Source organism: Streptomyces sp. NPDC044704 (assembly GCF_056433525.1).
The window spans coordinates 66,347-84,730 of record NZ_JBWKGY010000020.1 but is presented as its reverse complement, the minus strand read 5'-3'; the positions used below and the strand labels follow the sequence as shown (position 1 = coordinate 84,730).

The 18,384-nt window shown below is 73.0% G+C and carries 16 protein-coding genes and 1 riboswitch; of the genes, 5 read left to right on the top strand and 11 right to left on the bottom strand.

From position 1 onward, the window contains the following. Positions 1 to 122: 122 nt before the first annotated feature. Together AC07B0_RS33315 and AC07B0_RS33310 are read left to right on the top strand one after the other, a co-directional pair. Positions 123 to 758: a uridine kinase family protein gene (locus tag AC07B0_RS33315; protein ID WP_478899712.1), complete on the top strand. Its 636-nt coding sequence runs from the start codon at positions 123 to 125 to the stop codon at positions 756 to 758. A gap of 377 nt (positions 759 to 1,135) precedes the next feature. Next, positions 1,136 to 3,079, top strand: coding sequence for an AAA family ATPase (locus tag AC07B0_RS33310; protein ID WP_356876827.1), 1,944 nt, complete (start codon positions 1,136 to 1,138; stop codon positions 3,077 to 3,079). A 69-nt stretch (positions 3,080 to 3,148) separates the two neighbouring features. Here AC07B0_RS33310 and AC07B0_RS33305 read toward each other — a convergent pair whose 3' ends face one another. The 10 genes from AC07B0_RS33305 to ribD all read right to left on the bottom strand — a co-directional run bounded on the left by AC07B0_RS33305 (position 3,149) and on the right by ribD (position 11,780). Beyond that, positions 3,149 to 4,192 (bottom strand): hemolysin family protein, encoded by a 1,044-nt coding sequence (locus AC07B0_RS33305; RefSeq protein WP_478866371.1) that lies wholly within the window; start codon positions 4,190 to 4,192, stop codon positions 3,149 to 3,151. Continuing rightward, a complete protein-coding gene (locus AC07B0_RS33300; protein WP_356876823.1) occupies positions 4,189 to 5,601 on the bottom strand; it encodes a hemolysin family protein in 1,413 nt (470 codons plus the stop codon). Before AC07B0_RS33300 ends, AC07B0_RS33305 begins: the two co-directional genes overlap by 4 nt. 200 nt (positions 5,602 to 5,801) lie before the next feature. Further along, positions 5,802 to 6,266 (bottom strand): PH domain-containing protein, encoded by a 465-nt coding sequence (locus AC07B0_RS33295; RefSeq protein ID WP_478899710.1) that lies wholly within the window; start codon positions 6,264 to 6,266, stop codon positions 5,802 to 5,804. A gap of 61 nt (positions 6,267 to 6,327) precedes the next feature. Then, positions 6,328 to 7,176 carry an ATP phosphoribosyltransferase gene (hisG, locus tag AC07B0_RS33290; RefSeq protein WP_356876819.1) on the bottom strand — a complete coding sequence of 283 codons (849 nt, stop codon included), beginning with the start codon at positions 7,174 to 7,176 and terminating at the stop codon, positions 6,328 to 6,330. 68 nt (positions 7,177 to 7,244) lie between these two features. Next, positions 7,245 to 7,523, bottom strand: coding sequence for a phosphoribosyl-ATP diphosphatase (locus AC07B0_RS33285; protein ID WP_356876817.1), 279 nt, complete (start codon positions 7,521 to 7,523; stop codon positions 7,245 to 7,247). Positions 7,524 to 7,558: 35 nt separating this feature from the next. Beyond that, positions 7,559 to 8,044 (bottom strand): 6,7-dimethyl-8-ribityllumazine synthase, encoded by a 486-nt coding sequence (ribH, locus tag AC07B0_RS33280; protein WP_007262951.1) that lies wholly within the window; start codon positions 8,042 to 8,044, stop codon positions 7,559 to 7,561. Positions 8,045 to 8,128: 84 nt separating this feature from the next. Next, entirely contained in the window at positions 8,129 to 9,430 is a 1,302-nt protein-coding gene (locus AC07B0_RS33275) for a bifunctional 3,4-dihydroxy-2-butanone-4-phosphate synthase/GTP cyclohydrolase II (RefSeq protein WP_356876815.1), read from the bottom strand. Next, the gene (locus AC07B0_RS33270; RefSeq protein WP_356876813.1) at positions 9,427 to 10,080 is read right to left on the bottom strand and encodes a nicotinamide mononucleotide transporter family protein; all 654 of its coding nucleotides are present in this window, start codon (positions 10,078 to 10,080) and stop codon (positions 9,427 to 9,429) included. The genes AC07B0_RS33275 and AC07B0_RS33270 overlap by 4 nt, the downstream gene beginning before the upstream one ends. After that, positions 10,077 to 10,700, bottom strand: coding sequence for a riboflavin synthase (locus AC07B0_RS33265; RefSeq protein WP_356876811.1), 624 nt, complete (start codon positions 10,698 to 10,700; stop codon positions 10,077 to 10,079). Before AC07B0_RS33265 ends, AC07B0_RS33270 begins: the two co-directional genes overlap by 4 nt. After that, positions 10,701 to 11,780, bottom strand: coding sequence for a bifunctional diaminohydroxyphosphoribosylaminopyrimidine deaminase/5-amino-6-(5-phosphoribosylamino)uracil reductase RibD (gene ribD, locus AC07B0_RS33260; protein WP_478899732.1), 1,080 nt, complete (start codon positions 11,778 to 11,780; stop codon positions 10,701 to 10,703). 230 nt (positions 11,781 to 12,010) lie between these two features. Continuing rightward, positions 12,011 to 12,141, bottom strand: a riboswitch (FMN riboswitch). A gap of 335 nt (positions 12,142 to 12,476) precedes the next feature. Between ribD and AC07B0_RS33255 the strand changes: the two genes are divergently transcribed. Beyond that, a complete protein-coding gene (locus tag AC07B0_RS33255; RefSeq protein ID WP_356876809.1) occupies positions 12,477 to 14,846 on the top strand; it encodes a chitinase C-terminal domain-containing protein in 2,370 nt (789 codons plus the stop codon). A 184-nt stretch (positions 14,847 to 15,030) separates the two neighbouring features. Continuing rightward, positions 15,031 to 15,771, top strand: a complete 741-nt coding sequence (locus tag AC07B0_RS33250; RefSeq protein WP_467298553.1) for an SDR family oxidoreductase — start codon at positions 15,031 to 15,033, stop codon at positions 15,769 to 15,771. 161 nt (positions 15,772 to 15,932) lie between these two features. On the opposite strand, the gene AC07B0_RS33245 is transcribed toward AC07B0_RS33250, so the two are convergent. Then, positions 15,933 to 17,096: an ROK family transcriptional regulator gene (locus AC07B0_RS33245; protein WP_356876907.1), complete on the bottom strand. Its 1,164-nt coding sequence runs from the start codon at positions 17,094 to 17,096 to the stop codon at positions 15,933 to 15,935. A 56-nt stretch (positions 17,097 to 17,152) separates the two neighbouring features. Here AC07B0_RS33245 and AC07B0_RS33240 point away from each other — a divergent pair, with 56 nt between their 5' ends. After that, positions 17,153 to 18,367 (top strand): MFS transporter, encoded by a 1,215-nt coding sequence (locus AC07B0_RS33240; RefSeq protein WP_356876805.1) that lies wholly within the window; start codon positions 17,153 to 17,155, stop codon positions 18,365 to 18,367. Positions 18,368 to 18,384 lie beyond the last annotated feature (17 nt).

The following is an 18,384-nucleotide window of genomic DNA, read 5'->3' as shown; positions in this document are numbered from 1 at the left end:
CGGTCGGTGCCGTGGATCGGTCGGTGCCGTGGATCGGTTCGTCCACCCTTCCAGTTCCCGCGGGCCGCGGACCGAAGCCGCGGGCACGCGTCGGGGTGAACGCGCCGCTCTAAACTGGCCGCGTGGAGCAACAGCAGTCACTTGAGTCACTCGCGCGGGAGCTCGCCGCCCTGCCGCCCTCCCTCGGCCCGGTCCGGCTGATCGGCATCGACGGGCACGCCGGATCGGGGAAGAGCACCTTCGCGGAGCGGCTCGCCGGGGCCCTGGACGGGGCTCCCGTGCTCCACCTCGACGACGTGGCCACCCACGAGGAACTGTTCGGCTGGTGGGAGCGGCTCAGCACCCGGGTACTGGAGCCGCTGGCCGCCGGGCGGGCCGCGCACTGGACCCCGTACGACTGGGTGGAACGGCGCTTCGGGCCGGAGCGGGTGCTGGAGCCGGCCCCGGTGCTGCTCGTCGAGGGCGTCGGAGCCGGCCGGCGGGCCCTGCGCCCGCGGCTGGCGCGGCTGCTGTGGATGGAGACGGCCCGCGAGACGGCCTGGGGGCGCGGGAGGAACCGGGACGGGCGTGAACTTTCCGACTTCTGGGACAGGTGGGAGCGCGCGGAGCGCGCGCACTTCTCGGACGACCCTTCGCGCCCCTTCGCCGACACCCTGGTACGCCAGAGCGGTACGGGATACGAGTGGACTTCAGGGGCTGGTGCGACCTCGGGAACCGCCGCTTCCGTCACCGAACGTGACGGACTGCCCCGGGCCTGAGCGGCCCGGCCGAACGCCGCCCACGGGCCTCCTCCGACCCGCTTGACCACGCCCCGGCGACGGCCTTACGTTCTGAATGTGCGGTCTGCGAAGGCCGCCGCGGACACGAAGCCCCCGATTGTTCCCCCGTGATCGGGGGCTTCGTTCTGCCCCGGCCCGGCTCCGGTCCGGGGCCCCGCGGGCCGCTCCGCCCACCGGTCCTCACCGTGCGTTACGATGCGCGTCCGGACCGCACGCGCGACCCGTCCCCGCCGCACCCTGGGTAAGGTGCGTCACCGCAGGTACGATGCAGCCCTGCTTTCATCGGCGGGGGTGGACAACTCGCGTGCGCAGCGCGGGGGTTGCCGCGCACCACGGGCTGGCTTGTGGGGGATGTGATGGACTTCGGCATGCCGGGCAGCGCACACGCCCCGGCCGAACTCGCCTGGCTGCGCGGGGTGGACGCCTGCACCATGGGCGCCTATCCGCAGGCCGAGGAGGAGTTCCGGGCGGCCGTCGGGCTCGATCCCGCCATGGCCGACGCCTGGCTGGGCCTGCACGCGCTCCGCGTGGACACCACCAACGCCTTACTGCGCATGTACGCGCACCGGGACCGGTTCGGCGAGCAGCGCGCGCGGCACCGGCGCACCCTCAACTCCTGGTACTGGCTGGGCTGGTGGGTACAGCCGGTGCTGGAGAGCCGGCGGGACCTGCTGCTGGCCCACGCCTCGCACTGGCTGGACGGGCGCCACGTGCCCGAGCTGGACCAGGCCCTCGCCGCGCTGCCGCCGGTGGACGCCGATGCGCAGGTGCGCTTCCTGCACGCCTGCCGGGCCTATCTGGTCAAGGACTGGGAGCAGTTGGTCCGGCACACCGAGCCGCTGGTGGACGATCCGCTGCTGGGCATCGAGGCGGGCCTGTTCGGCGGGATGGCGCGGGTGCGGCTGGAGATGTACGGGCAGGCCGAGCCGATGCTGTCGGCGGCACTGATGCGCTGCCGCAGCGAGCAGCCGCAGCGCAAGGAGCTGCGGTACTGGCTGGCGCGGGCGCACGAGGGCACGGGGCGCAGTGCGGCCGCGCTGCCGCTGTACCGGGCGGTGCACCGGGTGGATCCGGCGTTCATGGACACCGCGGCCCGGCTGACGGCGATCGCGGACAGCAGCGACCCCGACGACATGGCCGGCTGCGCCGGGATCTCCGGGCACTTCGGCGAGGGGCTGGCCGGGCACGGCCTGTCGACGGCGGGCGGGGACTTCGCGGCGGTGGCGCTCGGCGGGGGTCCCGTCCAGGACGTCGCGGCGGACGGGCAGGTGGACCCGGATCCGCCGGCGCCCGTGGATCCGCCCGAGCAGCGGTTCGCGCCGCCGGCCGGCGCGGGCCGGCTGGAGGGCGTACGGCACAAGGTCTCCGTACCGCCCCAGGGCGCCCCGGCCGGGCTGCCCGCCGGGCCCGCCGATCCGCAGGCGCTGGCGGAGGCGCTCGCGGAGCTGGAGCGGATGGTCGGGCTGGAGCCGGTGAAGCGGCAGGTGAAGGCGCTGTCCGCGCAGTTGCACATGGCCGGGCTGCGGGCGGCGCAGGGGCTTCCGGTGCAGCCTCCGAAACGGCACTTCGTCTTCTCGGGCCCCTCGGGCACCGGCAAGACCACGGTGGCGCGGATCCTGGGCCGGGTGTTCTACGCGCTCGGCCTGCTCGGCGGCGACCACCTGGTGGAGGCGCAACGGGCCGATCTGGTCGGCGAGTTCCTCGGGCAGACGGCGGTCAAGGCGAACGAGCTGATCGACTCGGCGATCGGCGGGGTGCTGTTCGTCGACGAGGCGTACAGCCTCTCCAACTCCGGTTACAGCAAGGGCGACGCGTACGGGGACGAGGCCCTCCAGGTGCTGCTGAAGCGGGCCGAGGACAACCGGGACCACCTGGTGGTGATCCTGGCCGGCTATCCGGCGGGGATGGACCGCCTCCTCGGCGCCAACCCGGGGCTGTCCTCGCGGTTCACCACGCGGGTGGACTTCCCGAGCTACCGGCCCCCGGAACTGACCTCGATCGGCGGGGTGCTGGCGGACGCGAACGGGGACCGGTGGGACGAGGAGGCCCTGGAGGAGCTGCGCAGCATCAGCGGGCACGTCGTCGAACAGGGCTGGATCGACGAGCTGGGCAACGGGCGTTTCCTGCGCACCCTGTACGAGAAGAGCTGCGCCTACCGGGACCTGCGGCTGGCGGGCTTCGCCGGGGAGCCCTCGCGGGACGACCTGGCGACGCTGCGGCTGGCGGACCTGATGCAGGCCTACGGGGAGGTCCTGTCCGGCCGCGGCCCGCAGGAGCGGCCGGAGTCTCCCCCGCTCTAGTGCCGTGGCCGGCCCGGCCCCGGTGCCCGGGAAGGGGCGGGTGGGGCCGGGCCGGCTGCCGGACGGGGGCTACGCGCTGCGGGCGTACGTCCGGTGGGCGGGGTCGCGGACCTCGCCGACCAGCATCTCCAGGACGTCCTCCAGGGCGACGAGGCCGAGGACCCGCCCGGCCGGGTCGGCGACCTGAGCCAGGTGGGTGGCGTCGCGCCGCATGACGGTGAGGGCGTCGTCGAGGGGCAGGGTGGAGCACAGGGTGGTCATCCGGCGCCAGACCCGCTGGGGTACGGCCCGCTCGCGGTCCTCCAGGTCGAGTACGTCCTTCACGTGCAGGTAGCCCATGAAGGCGCCGCTGTCGGAGCGGACCGGGAAGCGGGAGTAACCGGTGCGGACCGTCAGCTGCTCGATCTGGCGGGGCGTGACGGCCGGGCCGACGGTGACGAGCCGCTCCCGGGCCAGCAGGACGTCGGTGACCGGGCGGCTGCCCAGTTCGAGGGCGTCCTCCAGGCGCTCCTGCTCGACCGGTTCGAGGAGCCCGGCCTGCCGGGAGTCCTCGACGAGCCGGCCGAGCTGGGCGGAGGTGTAGACGGCTTCGACCTCGTCCTTGGGCTCGACCTTGAAGAGCCGCAGGACGAGCGCGGCGCAGGCGCCGAGGGCGGCGGTGACCGGCCCGCAGACGCGGGCGAAGGCGACCAGGCCGGGGCTGAACCACAGGGCGGTCCGCTCGGGGGCGGCCATCGCGAGGTTCTTCGGGACCATCTCGCCGATCACCAGGTGCAGGAACACCACGGCGGACAGCGCCACGGCGTAGCCGAGCGGGTGGATGAGGGGCTGCGGGACGTGGACGGCGTGGAAGACGGGCTCCAGCAGCCGGGCCACGGTGGGCTCGGCGACGGCTCCGAGGGTGATGGAGCAGAGGGTGATGCCGAACTGGGCGGCGGCCATCATGCGCGGCAGGTTCTCCAGCCCGTAGAGCACCTGGCGGGCCCGCTTGGAGCCGGCCGCGAGGGGCTCGATCTGGCTGCGCCGTACGGAGACGAGCGCGAACTCGGCGCCGACGAAGAAGCCGTTGGCGAGGACCAGGAGCAGGGCGAAGAGGAGTTGGAGTGCGTTCATCGGACGGCGTCCTCCAGCTCGGCCGGCGCCGCGGCGGGGCGCCCGGCCCCGGCCCGGTGGGCCTCCGAGGCGGGTCCGTACAGGCCGGTGGCGGGCAGGGCAGTGAGGCGGACCAGGCGTACGCGTTCGGCGCGGTTGCGGCCGACCTGGCGGACGGACAGCCTCCAGCCGGGGAGCTCGGCGCGGTCGCCGGGGGCGGGGATGCGGCCCAGCAGGTCCGCGACGAGGCCGGCGACGGTCTCGTACGGGCCTTCGGGGACCTCCAGGCCTATGCGGCGCAGGGTGTGGACGCGGCAGCTGCCGTCGGCCTCCCAGGAGGGGCGGCCGTCCTCGGGGGGTGCGGCGGCCAGTTCGGGGTGGCCGTCCTCGGCGAGGTCGTGCTCGTCGCGGACCTCGCCGACGAGTTCCTCCACGATGTCCTCCAGGGTGACCACTCCGGCCGTGCCGCCGTACTCGTCGACGACCACGGCCATCGGCTGTTCGGAGCGCAGCCGCTCCAGCAGCGGCTGCACCGGCAGGGAGCCGGGCACCAGCAGCGGGGCGACGCAGATCCGGCCGACGGTGGTGCGGGAACGCTCCGCCTCGGGTACGGCGAGGGCGTCCTTGAGGTGGACCACGCCGGTGATCTCGTCGATGCGTTCGCGGTAGACGGGGAAGCGGGAGAGGCCGGTGGCCCGGGTCAGGTTGAGCACGTCGGCCGCGGTGGCCGTGTGCTGGAGGGCGCTGACCTTCACGCGGGGGGTCATGACGTGCTGGGCGGTGAGCTCGCCCAGCGACAGGGTCCGTACGAAGAGGTCGGCGGTGTCCTGTTCGAGGGCGCCGGCCTGGGCCGAATGGCGGACCAGGGAGACCAGTTCGCCGGGGGTGCGGGCGGAGGCCATCTCGTCGGCCGGCTCGACCCCGAGCGCCCGTACGAGACGGTTGGCGACGGAGTTGAGGCCGGCGATGACGGGCCGGAAGGCCCGGGAGAAGACCTGCTGCGGGCCGGCCACGAAACGGGCCACCTGGAGCGGCCGGGAGACGGCCCAGTTCTTCGGGACGAGCTCGCCGACGACCATCTGGACGGCGGAGGCGAGCAGCATGCCGATGACGACGGCGATGCCGGGGACGGCTCCCCGGGGCAGGCCGGTCGCGGCGAGCGGCCCGGACAGCAGGGCGGCGAGGGCCGGTTCGGCCAGCATGCCGACGACGAGGGAGGTGATGGTGATGCCGAGCTGGGTGCCGGAGAGCTGGAAGGACAGCTCCCGCAGGGCGTCGACGACCGTGCGGGCACGGCGGTCGCCCTCGGCGGCGGCGCGTTCGGCCTCGGGTCTCTCCACGGTGACGAGGCCGAATTCGGCCGCCACGAAGAAACCGTTGGCGAGGATCAGGGCGAAGGCCGCCAGGAGCAGGAGTAGCGGGATGGTCATGCCGCCGCCTCCGGAGGGAGGGCGGCGCGTGTACTACCGGACGATCCGTCCATTGCTGGAGGGAGTCACTCCTCTGGTCGATGGTGCCCACGGGCCTCGGGGTCCCGGGGCGTGTGGGAGGGCGCACGGCGGCGCCCCGCCACCAGGGTAGTCACTGAGATCGCGGCCGCAATGGGACGCAGCGACGAGGCCGGGCGGGCTCAGTGGTCGTTTGCGCCGGTTCCCCTGGTTTCGGCCAGCGCGCGCAGGGCGCGGGCGTCGCCGATCGCCTGGGCCTTGGCGACTCCGGGCTGGATGCCGAGGACGGGCAGGCTGGTGCCGTCGCTGAGGTCCAGGAACACCCACGGGTCGCCGGGGCGGAGGTTGACGCGCAGGATCTGCGCCCATTCCAGCCGGCGGGTGGTGGTCAGGTTGACCACGGTGACCCCGGCCTCGTCGGCGACCACCTTGGGGCGGCTGAGCAGGACGAGGACGGAGGTCAGCAGGGCGGCGGTGAAGACGAAGCTCACGCGCTCGCCCGGGCTGAGGTTCTCCAGCAGCAGCGCGACGGTGGTGATCGTCGCGAACATGGCCAGTCCGACGCTCAGCAGCACGGCCCGCGTCCGGTTCGGCCGGAAGGTGACCGGCAGGGCGGGCGGTGCGGGGTGGGCGGCGGACTCGGCCATGGGTGCGCTCGGTTCTGCGAGAGGTTCGAGGGGGGAAGTACCGGCTGTCGGGAAGGCCGGGTCAGAGACGGCAGGCGTGGATCGAGGTGGTGAGGATCGCACGCGCGCCGAGCTCGTACAGGTCGTCCATGATCCGCTGGGCTTCCTTGGCGGGGACCATCGCTCGGACGGCGACCCAGCCCTCGTTGTGCAGCGGGGAGATCGTCGGCGACTCCAGGCCCGGGGTGAGGGCGACCGCGCGCTCCAGGTGCTCGGCGCGGCAGTCGTAGTCCATCATCACGTAGCTGCGGGCCACCAGGACGCCCTGGAGGCGGCGCAGGAACTGGGCGACCTTGGGGTCGTCGGTGCCGGCTCCGGTGCGCCGGATGACGGTCGCCTCGGACTTGAGGATCGGCTCGCCGATGACCTCCAGGCCGGCGTTGCGCAGGCTGGTGCCGGTCTCGACGACGTCCGCGATGATCTGCGCGACGCCGAGTTCGATGGCGGTCTCGACCGCGCCGTCCAGGTGGACGATGGCGGCGTCGATGCCGAGTTCGGCGAGGTGCTTGGCGACGATTCCCTCGTACGAGGTGGCGATCGTCATCCCGCCGAAGTCCTCGGGGCCCTTCGCGGTGCCGGGCTTGGTGGCGTAGCGGAAGGTGGAGCGCCCGAAGTTCAGCGGGAGGATCTCCTCGGCGTTGGCCCCGGAGTCCAGCAGCAGGTCACGGCCGGTGATGCCGATGTCGAGCTTGCCCGAGGCGACGTAGATCGCGATGTCCTTCGGGCGGAGGTAGAAGAACTCGACCTCGTTGTCGGGGTCGACCGTGACGAGTTCCTTGGACTCCTTGCGCTGGCGGTAGCCGGCCTCATGGAGCATCGCCGACGCCGCTCCGGAGAGTGAGCCCTTGTTGGGGACGGCGATGCGCAGCATGGGGCTTCCTTTGGTGCGTAGGTGCGAAAGGGTGTGGGCGGGCGGGGGGCCCGTGGTGGTGCTCCGGCCTAGAGGTGCGCGTAGACGTCGTCGAGGGAGATCCCGCGCGCCACCATCATCACCTGGACGTGGTAGAGCAGCTGGGAGATCTCCTCGGCGGCGGCTTCCTTGCCCTCGTACTCGGCGGCCATCCAGACCTCGGCGGCCTCCTCGACGACCTTCTTGCCGATGGCATGGACGCCCTTGCCCACGAGCTCGGCGGTGCGGGAGGAGCTGGGGTCGCCGTTGGCGGCCTTGAGCTGGAGCTCCGTGAAGAGCTCTTCGAAGGTCTTGGAGGTGTTCGCCATGATGGTCCTCAGAATAAGGGGTCCCCCGCCGCCACTCAGCGCCAGGGTTCGCTGACCGTCCGCAGGGTCATGGCGGTGGAGACGGCGGCGGTGACCGCTTCGTGCCCCTTGTCCTCGTTCGACCCCTCGAGCCCGGCGCGGTCCAGCGCCTGCTCGTCGTTGTCGCAGGTCAGAACGCCGAAGCCGACGGGAACTCCGGTGTCGATCGACACCTGCACCAGGCCCTGGGTGACGCCCTGGCACACGTAGTCGAAGTGGGGGGTGCCGCCGCGGATGACCACTCCGAGGGCGACGATGGCATCGTAACCGCGACCGGCGAGTACCTTCGCCACGACCGGGAGCTCGAAGCTGCCGGGGACCCGGAGCAGGGTGGGCTCGTCGATGCCCAGCTCGTGCAGGGCCCGCAGGGCGCCGTCGACCAGACCGTCCATGACCTTCTCGTGCCACTGCGCCGCGATGACGGCGACGCGCAGGTCGCCGCAGTTCTTCACGCTCAGTTCGGGTGCGCCCTTGCCGCTCACAGCTCTGCTCCTCGGTGGTGGTTCCGGTGGTTCCGGGGTTCTGGGTGGACTGGGTCTCGGTGGACCGGGTCTCGGTGGGTGTGGTTACTGGTTGCCGCAGGCGGAGGTGGGCACGGCCCCCTCCAGCCAGGGCAGGTCGTGGCCCATGCGGTCCCGCTTGGTGCGCAGGTACCGCAGGTTGTGCTCGCCCGCCTCGACGGGCATGGGCTCCCGGCCGGTGACGGCGATGCCGTGGCGGACCAGCGCGGCGGACTTGTCCGGGTTGTTGGTCAGCAGGCGGACGCTGCGCACGCCGAGGTCGGCGAGGATCTGGGCCCCGGCCCCGTAGTCGCGGGCGTCGGCGGGCAGGCCCAGTTCCAGGTTGGCGTCGAGGGTGTCGCGGCCGCGTTCCTGGAGTTCGTAGGCGCGCAGCTTGGACAGCAGTCCGATGCCGCGGCCCTCGTGCCCGCGCAGGTAGACGACGACGCCCCGGCCCTCGGCCTGGATGCGGGCCATGGAGGCGTGCAGCTGGGGGCCGCAGTCGCAGCGCTGGGACTGGAAGATGTCGCCGGTCAGGCATTCGGAGTGCATGCGCACCAGGACGTCGGAGCCGTCGCCGACGTCGCCGTGGACGAGGGCGACGTGCTCGACGCCGTCGACGGTGGAGCGGTAGCCGTACGCCGTGAAGGCGCCGAACGAGGTCGGCAGGCTGACCTCGGCCTCGCGGCGCACGGTCGGCTCGGCGGAGCGGCGGTAGGCGATCAGGTCCTCGATGGAGATGATCGTCAGTCCGTGCTTGCGGGCGAAGGGGATCAGCTCGGGCAGGCGCAGCATGACGCCGTCCTCGCCGGCGATCTCCACGATGGCTCCGGCGGGGCGCAGTCCCGCGAGGCGGGCGAGGTCGACGGCGGCCTCGGTGTGGCCGTTGCGGACCAGTACGCCGCCGGGCTTGGCGCGCAGCGGGAAGACGTGGCCGGGGCGGACGAAGTCCGACGGCTCGCTGGAGCCGTTGGCCAGCAGGCGCAGGGTGGTGGCGCGGTCGGCGGCGGAGATGCCGGTGCTGACGCCGTGGGCGGCGCTCGCGTCTACGGAGACGGTGAAGGCCGTCTGCATCGACTCGGTGTTGTTCTGGACCATCTGGGGGAGTTCGAGCCGGTCCAGCTCGGGGCCCTCCATGGGGGCGCAGATCAGGCCGCGGCACTCGCTCATCATGAACGCGATGATCTCGGGGGTGGCCTTCTCGGCGGCGATGACGAGGTCGCCCTCGTTCTCGCGGTCCTCGTCGTCGACGACGACGATCGGCCGGCCCGCGGCGATGTCGCGGATGGCCTGCTCGATCGGGTCGAGCCGGAAGGTCTCCTGCGGACCGGCGTCGGGCACGTCCGGCACGGGCTTGAGGGTGGTCATGCCGTTGCTCCTTCGAGGGCCGGGGCGGGGTTGGTGCGCGAGCGCTGGTACCAGTCGTACGCGCCCCACAGGACGAGGGCGAAGTAGACGACGTAGACGAGGCCGGAGAAGGCCAGGCCGCTGTTGAAGGCGAGGGGGACGCCGACGAGGTCGACGAGGAGCCAGGCGAACCAGAACTCGACGAGGCCGCGGGCCTGGGCCACCATCGCCACGATCGTGCCGACGAAGATGTAGGCGTCGGCCCACGGGCTCCAGGACAGCGTCGGGACGAGGGTGAACAGGCCGCCGACGGCGAGGGTGCCCGCCGCTGCTCCGGCGAGGAGCAGGCCGCGCTCCTTCCAGGTGGCGGTGCGCACGGCGATGGTGCCGTCCTGGGCCTTCTGCCTGCCGAGCTGCCAGGCGCGCCAGCCCCAGACGGCTACGGCGATCACCAGGAGCTGCTTGCCGACGCCGCCCGCGAGGTGGGCGGAGGCGTACGCGGCGACCAGGATCAGGCCGGAGAGGAGCTGGGCGGGCCAGGTCCATATGGAGCGGCGCCAGCCGAGGGCGAGGGCGGCCAGGCCCATCAGGTTGCCGATCATGTCGGACCAGATGACCTTCTGGCCGAAGACGGCGAAGGCCTCGGTGTTGAGCCAGGTCAGGGCGCTCATCGCTGCTCTCCCTGCGCGTGGAGCGGGTCGACTCCGGCGGCCAGCAGGCGTTCGACGTACTTCGCGAGGACGTCGACCTCCAGGTTGACCGGGTCGCCGGGCTGCTTGATGCCCAGGGTGGTCAGCGCGAGGGTGGTGGGGATGAGGCTGATGGTGAAGTGGTCGGCGGCGGCCTCGACCACGGTCAGGCTGACGCCGTCGACGGTGATGGAGCCCTTCTCCACGACGTACCGGGCCAGCTGCGCCGGGAGGGCGACCTTGACGAGCTCCCAGTGCTCGGAGGGGGTGCGGGAGAGGATCTCGCCGGTGCCGTCCACGTGCCCCTGGACCAGGTGGCCGCCGAGGCGTCCGCCGAGGGCCATCGGGCGTTCCAGGTTGACGCGGGATCCCGCGGCGAGGGCGCCGAGGCTGGAGCGGTTCAGGGTCTCCTGCATGACGTCGGCGGTGAACTCGCCGTCGGCGGTCTCCACGACGGTCAGGCAGACGCCGTTGACGGCGATCGAGTCACCGTGCTTGGCGCCCTCGGTCACGACCGGGCCGCGCAGGCGGAAGCGGGAGGCTTCGGCGAGCGGCTCGACGGCGGTGACCTCGCCCAGTTCTTCGACGATTCCGGTGAACACTCAGTGCTCCTTGGGGGCGGTGGGACGGGAGGGGCGTGCGGGTGTGGCGGTGATGCGGATGTCCGTGCCGAGGCGCGTGGTCTCGGTGAGGGTGAGCCGGAGGGCGTCGGCGATGGTCGCGATCCCGGCGTCGGCGAGGGCGGCGGGGCCGGCGCCGAGCAGGACGGGGGCCAGGTAGCCGACCACCTTGTCGACGGCTCCGGCGGCGACGAAGGCGCCCGCCACGGTGGAGCCGCCTTCGAGGAGGACGGAGCGCACGCCGCGCCGGTGCAGCTCGGCGAGGAGGGCGTGGACCGAGAGGCCGGTCTTGTCGTGGGGCAGCCGGACCAGGTCGACGCCGGGCAGGTGGCCGGTGTCGGCGTCCTGTCCGACGGCGATGAGGGTCGGGGCGGCGCCGTCGAGGACGCGGGCGCCGGGCCGGACGGTGGCGTGGGTGTCGAGGACGACCCGCAGGGGCTGGACGGCGCTTTCGATCCCGCGCACCGCGAGGTGGGGGTCGTCGGCGCGCAGGGTGCCGGAGCCGACGACGACGGCGTCGGCCTCGGCGCGCAGCCGGTGGACGTCGGCGCGGGATTCGGCGCAGGTGATCCAGCGGCTGGTGCCGTCGGCGGCGGCGGTACGGCCGTCGAGGGTGGCGGCGTACTTCCACAGGACGTACGGGCGGCCGAGGCGCACGGAGGTCAGCCAGGCGGCGTTGCCCTCCTCGGCCTCGTCCGCGAGGAGCCCGGCCGAGGTGTCGATCCCGGCGGCGCGCAGGGTGGCGGCGCCGCCGCTGGCCTGGGGGTTCGGGTCGGAGACGGCGTAGACGACGCGGGCGACGCCGGCCTCGACGAGGGCGCCGGCGCAGGGACCCGTACGGCCGGTGTGGTTGCAGGGTTCGAGGGTGACGTAGGCGGTGCCGCCCCGGGCGGCGTCTCCCGCGGCGCGCAGGGCGTGGACCTCGGCGTGCGGGCCGCCGGCGCGCTGGTGCCAGCCTTCGCCCACGACGTCGCCCCCGGGGCCGGTGATGACGCAGCCGACGACGGGGTTGGGGCTGGTGGAGCCGAGTCCGCGGGCGGCGAGCTCGATGGCCCGGCGCATGGCGACGGCGCTCGGGTCGGGTGCTGCCTGCGCGGCGTGTGTCGCCACCGGGTCCTCCTGCCTCATCGGGCACGGACTCCGGGGCCTGTCGGGTGACGACAGATGAAGCGGGTGGTACACGCGGGGACGCCGGGGCCGGATTCACGGTCCGTTCCGGGACTGGATCCCGAGACGTATCCGCTGGGGATACGCCGATGGACCGCCGACGGCGGCGTACCGGTGACTGCCCGCCGCGCACTGCCTCCCATCCGGACTTTAACCGTCGGTCCAGGAATTTCACCTGGTCAACCGGCCGCTGGATGCGGACGGGTCGCGGACTATAACCGCCGGTTCGGAATTACACCGACCCCGGAGTGCGCTGCTACTGGTACTTAGGGCCAGTGTGCCACGGGTGATCGGCGGCCATGCGAGTGAATCGCTGTGGCCTGGGTCACAAACAAGCCGTTCTCGAGCGGTGACCGCGGGTCACCTGTACGCGGCCGGTGCGCCGCCCGCGTCCCGCCCGCGCGGGACCGGTACTCCCGGCCGGGCTTTGGTCCAGACCTATTGACGGGTTGGTCTAGTCCTCTTAACGTTCCCTTCATCTTCCCCGGGAGCCGGCCCTGCCGACGTGCGCACGTCACAGGCCAACCAGCGCCACATTTCTGCTTGTTGAGCACGTCGTGTCCTGCCATCCTCCCCTCCCCAGGAGGCACCATGCCCTCCCCCACTCGTACGAGAGCGCTGCTCCTGGCATCCGGCGCCGCAATCGCCGGCCTGCTGGTCGGCGGGCTCTCCGCGGGCGTCTCGCACGCCGCCGACAACGAGAGCTGTCGCCCCGACGGGCTGTACAAGACCCCCGGGGTCGACGTCCCGTACTGCTCGGTCTACGACTCCGAAGGCCGCGAGAAGATGGGCGCCGACCACCAGCGCCGCGTCATCGGCTACTTCACCGGCTGGCGCACCGGCAAGGACGGCACTCCCGCCTACCTCGCCAACAACATCCCCTGGTCCAAGGTCACCCACCTGAACTACGCCTTCGCGCACGTCGGCGCCGACAACAAGATCTCGGTCGGCTCGGACAACGTGAACAACGCGGCCACCGGCATGACCTGGCCGGGCGTGGCGGGTGCCGAGATGGACCCGTCGCTCCCCTACAAGGGCCACTTCAACCAGCTGACGAAGTTCAAGAAGCAGTACCCGAACGTCAAGACGCTGATCTCGGTCGGCGGCTGGGCGGAGACCGGCGGCTTCTTCGGCGACGACGGCAACCGGGTCGCCTCCGGCGGGTTCTACTCGATGGCGACCAACGCCGACGGCTCGGTCAACCAGGCCGGCATCGACACCTTCGCCGACTCCTCGGTCGAGTTCATCCGCAAGTACGGGTTCAACGGCGTCGACATCGACTACGAGTACCCGACCACGATGAAGGACGCGGGCAACCCGCTCGACTGGCAGCTGTCCAACGCCCGCCGCGCGGGCCTCGTCAAGGGCTACGACGCCCTGATGAAGAGCCTGCGCGAGAAGCTGGACCGGGCCGGCGCCACCGACGGCAAGCACTACATGCTGACCGTCGCCGCCCCCTCCTCCGGCTACCTGCTGCGCGGCATGGAGACGTTCCAGATGCAGAAGTACCTGGACTACGTCAACATCATGTCCTACGACCTGCACGGCGCCTGGAACGAGTACGTCGGCCCGAACGCCTCGCTCTTCGACGACGGCAAGGACGCCGAGCTGGCCGCCGCGAACGTCTACGGCAGCTCCCAGTACGGCGGCATCGGCTACCTGAACACCGACTGGGCGTACCACTACTTCCGCGGCTCCATGCCGGCCGGCCGCATCAACATCGGCCTGCCGTACTACACCCGCGGCCACAAGAACGTGCAGGGCGGGACCGACGGCCTGTGGGGCAAGGCGGCCGCGACCACCTGCCCGGCCGGCGCGGGTCTGACCAAGTGCGGTGACGGCGCGACCGGCATCGACAACCTGTGGCACGACAAGGACACCAACGGGGTCGAGTCCCCCGCCGGCTCCAACCCGATGTGGCACGCCAAGAACCTGGAGAAGGGGATCGTCGGCGACTACGTCACCAAGTACGGCTTCCCGGCGAACACCGCGCTGACCGGCACCTACGCCCGCAAGTACGACTCGACGCTGGTCGCGCCGTGGCTGTGGAACGCGCAGAAGAAGGTGTTCCTCTCCACCGAGGACGAGCAGTCGGTCGCCGCCAAGGCGGACTACGTGGTCGACCGCGGCATCGGCGGCACCATGGTCTGGGAGATGGCCGGCGACTACGGCTGGAACGCCGCCAAGGGCCAGTACGAGATGGGCGACACGCTCACCACGCTGATGTACGACAAGTTCAAGGCGGCCTCCCCGTACGGGGCGAAGAAGTCCAACACCGCGCTGCCGGCCCAGGCCGTGGACGTGAAGGCGGAGTTCACCGAGTTCAAGCTCGGCGACTCCAACTACCCGCTCACCCCGAAGGTCAAGATCACGAACAACACGAAGTCGGCGCTGCCGGGCGGCACCGAGTTCCAGTTCGACTACTCGACCTCGGCCCCGAACAACGCCTCGGACCAGTCCGGCTTCGGCACCAAGGTCGTCAAGAGCGACCACACCGGCAGCAACGTCGGCGGGCTGAAGGGCGACTTCCACCGGGTTTCGCTGAAGCTGCCGGCGTGGCAGTCGCTCGCCCCGGGAGCCTCGGTCGACCTGGCCTTCAACTACTACCTGCCGGTGTCCACGCCCTCCAACTGGACGGTGAACATCTCCGGCACGACGTACGCCTTCGCCGGGGACCTGGCGCGCGGCACCACGGTCGTGGAGCCGGGCGGCACCCAGCCGCCGACCACCCCCCCGACCACCCCGCCCACGACTCCCCCGACGACCCCGCCGACCACGCCTCCGACGACCCCGCCGGGCGGCACCTGCACCGGTCCGGCCTACGTGGCGGGCCAGATCTACAACACCGGCAACGTCGTCTCGCACAACGGCCGCTACTGGAAGGCCCAGTGGTGGACGCAGAACGAGGCTCCGGGCACCACGGGCGAATGGGGCGTCTGGAAGGACCAGGGCGCCTGCTGACACCCGGTGCGTGAGCACCGCTGAACGCGCGTGAGGACCCGGTGGCCCGGCGGCCACCGGGTCCTCGTGCGCCCCGCGCAACCGGTGGTGCTTTCCGGGTTCCTCCCGCGGGGCTGTCACGTTTCGCGGGGCCGTCCTGTCTCAGCTGGTGCACGCACACCGCGCGGGAAGGGACGGACACATCATGAGCACGATCCTCGTCACCGGAGGCACCGGGAACCTCGGAGCCCTGGTCGTCGCCCGGCTCCGGGACCGGGGCCACGAGGTCCGGGTGCTGAGCCGGCACGCGCCGGACCACCCGGTCGACCTGCGGGACGGCCGTGGGCTGGACGCGGCGATGGCCGGCGCGGAGGTGGTCGTGCACTGCGCGAGCAGCCCGCGCGGGGGCGACGGGGCGGCCGCCCGGCACCTGGTCGGGGCGGCCCGCCGGTCGGGGAGCGTCACGAACCTCGTGTACATCTCGATCGTCGGGGTGGACGTGGTGCCGCTCGGCTACTACCGGACGAAGCTGGCGGTGGAGCGGCTGCTGGAGGCGTCCGGGCTCGGCGTCACGATCCTGCGGACCACCCAGTTCCACGATCTGGTGGCGCAGGTGGCGGACACGGCGGCGAAGCTGCCGGTGGCGCTGGTGCCCAAGGGCGTACGGGTGCAGCCGATCGCGGCCCCGGAGGTCGCGGACCGGCTGGCGGAGCTGGCGGTGCCCCGCCCGGCGGGCCGCGTCGCGGACATGGGCGGCCCGCAGGTCCGCACCCTGGCGGAACTGGTCCGCGTCCGCCTCGTGGCGACCGGGCGGCGCCGCCGGGTGGTCGAGGTCCCGCTCGCCGGAAAGGCGTACGCGGGCTTCCGGCGCGGCGGAAACCTGGCCCCGTCCCACGCGGTGGGCCGGATCGGCTTCGACGAGTACCTCCGGGGCGCACGCGGCTGAGCCGGGGCGCGGCCGACGGCGCGCGGGCGAGCGGGCGGGAGCCGGGGCCGGGCTCGGGCCGGGGCGCGTGCTGATGCCGGGTCGGGCGCGGGGACCGGGTCCCGGGCGAGCACCGGACCCCGGCCGCGCCGGAGCCGGGCCGGGCGTCGAGGCCGGGGCGGTCAGGTGCCGAAGAGGGTGGACTGGGCGGCTTCGCGGGCGGCCAGGCGGGCGCCCTCGATGACGGCCGGGCCGCCGAGGGCGGTGGCGCGGACCGCCGTCGGGACGGGGGTCAGGGTGGTGAGGCGGTGGGCTACCCGGGCGGCGAGGCCGTCGCCGCCCGCGCGGCCGAGTTCGCCGCCCAGCACCACGCAGCCCGGGTCGAGGACCGCGGCGACGGCCGCCGCCCCGAGGGCGAGCCGCTCGGCGAGGGCGTCGAGGAAGGCCTCCCCGGCGGCCCCGGCGACGGCCTCCTCCGCCGGACCGCGGAAACCGTGTTCCGCCGCGAGGGCGGTCACCCCCGCGCGGCCCGCCAGGGCGTGGAAGCCCCCGCCGCAGTCGGTGGCGGAGGGCAGTCCGGCGGTACCGGGGACCGGGAGGAAGCCGATCTCGCCGGCCCCGCCGGAGGCGCCCCGGCGCAGCCGCCCGTCCAGGACGACGGCGGCCCCCACCCCCGCGCCGAGCCACAGCAGCACGAAGGAGTCCAGGTCGCGGGCGGCGCCGACGCGCTGCTCGGCCAGGGCGGCGAGGTTGGTCTCGTTCTCCACGACCACCGTGGCCGGCAGCCGCCGCTGGAGGGCCGTGACGAGGTCCCGGTGCCAGGACGGCAGCCCGATGGTGTCGCCCAGCTCGCCGCTGGCGGGGGCGACCAGGCCCGGTGCGCCGACGACCACCGTGTGCAGCCGGTCGGCGCCCGCCTCGCGGGTGAGCTCCTCCAGCCGGTCCACGGCCTCGCCGACCGCGTCGACGGGCAGTTCGGCCCGGGCCAGGGTCCGCCCGAGCAGGTCGGTGACGACGGCCGTCGCACGGTCCGTACGGACGTCCAGGGCGGCCAGGTGGGCGCGGCGGGCGACGATCCCGTACAGCCGGGCGTTGGGGCCGCGCCGCTGTTCTCCGGACTCTCCCACGACCTCGATCAGGCCCGCGCCGGTGAGCCGCTCGACGAGGTCGGCGACGGAGGGCCGGGACAGGCCGGTCAGCTGCTTGAGCTGGGTCGCCGTCAGCGGACCCTCGGCCTGGAGGAGTTCCAGCGCCAGGCGGTCGTTCATGGCCCGGGCGGTGCTCGGCGAGGCGGGGGACGGGACGGAGGCGGTCGTCAGCACCTTGGCAGGGGTCACGGCGCCCATCTTAGGGAGGTTCACGGCACTAACCATCAGGCAGGGTACCTGATAGTTTACGTCGCATGACCGGGGAAACCGACCTCAGCCCGGCGCGGCTGCGCCGTGCCCGCTTCGCGATAGCCGCCGTCTTCTGCGCGCACGGCGCCGTGACGGGCTCCTTCGCCACCCGCATCCCCTGGATCCAGGACCACGCGCAGCTCAGCGCCGGCACCCTGGGCCTCGCCCTGGCCTTCCCCGCCCTGGGCGCGGCGCTCGCGATGCCGCTGGCCGGGCGGATCAACCACCGGTTCGGCGCCCGCACCGCCCTGCGGGGGCTGCTGTCGCTGTGGACCCTGTCCCTGGTCCTGCCGGCCCTGGCGCCGAACCTGGTGACCCTGTGCGCCGCGCTCTTCGTCTACGGGGCCACCTCCGGGATGTCGGACGTGGCGATGAACGCGCTCGGGGTGGAGACCGAGAACCGGCTCGGCCGCTCGATCATGTCCTCGCTGCACGGCATGTGGAGCGTGGGCGCGCTGCTGGGCTCGGCCGCCGGGACGGTCGCCGCGCACCTGGGGGCCGACGCGCGGCTCCACCACGTGGTGGCCGCGCTCGCCCTGACCGTGGCCGGGCTGGTCGCCGTACGGGGGGTGCTGGACCTGAAGGGCGATCAGGACGCGGAGGCTCCGCCGCACTTCGCGCTGCCGCCGAAGTCCTCCCTGCTGATCGGCGCCGTCGGGTTCTGCGCCGTGTTCGCCGAGGGTGCGAGCCTGGACTGGTCGGCGGTGTACCTGCGGGACGTGCTGCACACGGACGCGGGTCTGGCGGCCGCCTCCACCACCGCCTTCGCGCTGACCATGGCCCTGGCCCGGCTCGCCGGGGACCGGGTGGTCGACCGGTTCGGGGCCGTGCGCACCGTCCGGGCGGGCGGCGTACTGGCCACCCTGGGCGGGCTGCTGGTGGTCTCGGTCCGGCATCCGGCGGGGGCCCTGGCCGGGTTCGCGCTGATCGGGCTGGGCATCGCGGTGGTGGTCCCGCTGGCCTTCGCGGCGGCGGCGCGCAGCGGGCCGGCTCCGGCGCAGGCCATCGCCGGCGTCGCGACGATCACGTACACCTCGGGGCTGATCGCTCCGTCGGCGATCGGTGCGGTGGCGGACGCGACCTCGCTGGTGGTGTCGTTCGGGCTGGTCACGCTGCTGGCCTTCGCGCTGGTGGCGGGGGCCGCCGTCCTGCGGCAGAAGCCGGTGCCGCCCACCACGGATCCCGCCAATCGGGACGAACCCGCACCTATCGGCCCGTAATATGGCGGCTGGCCTGC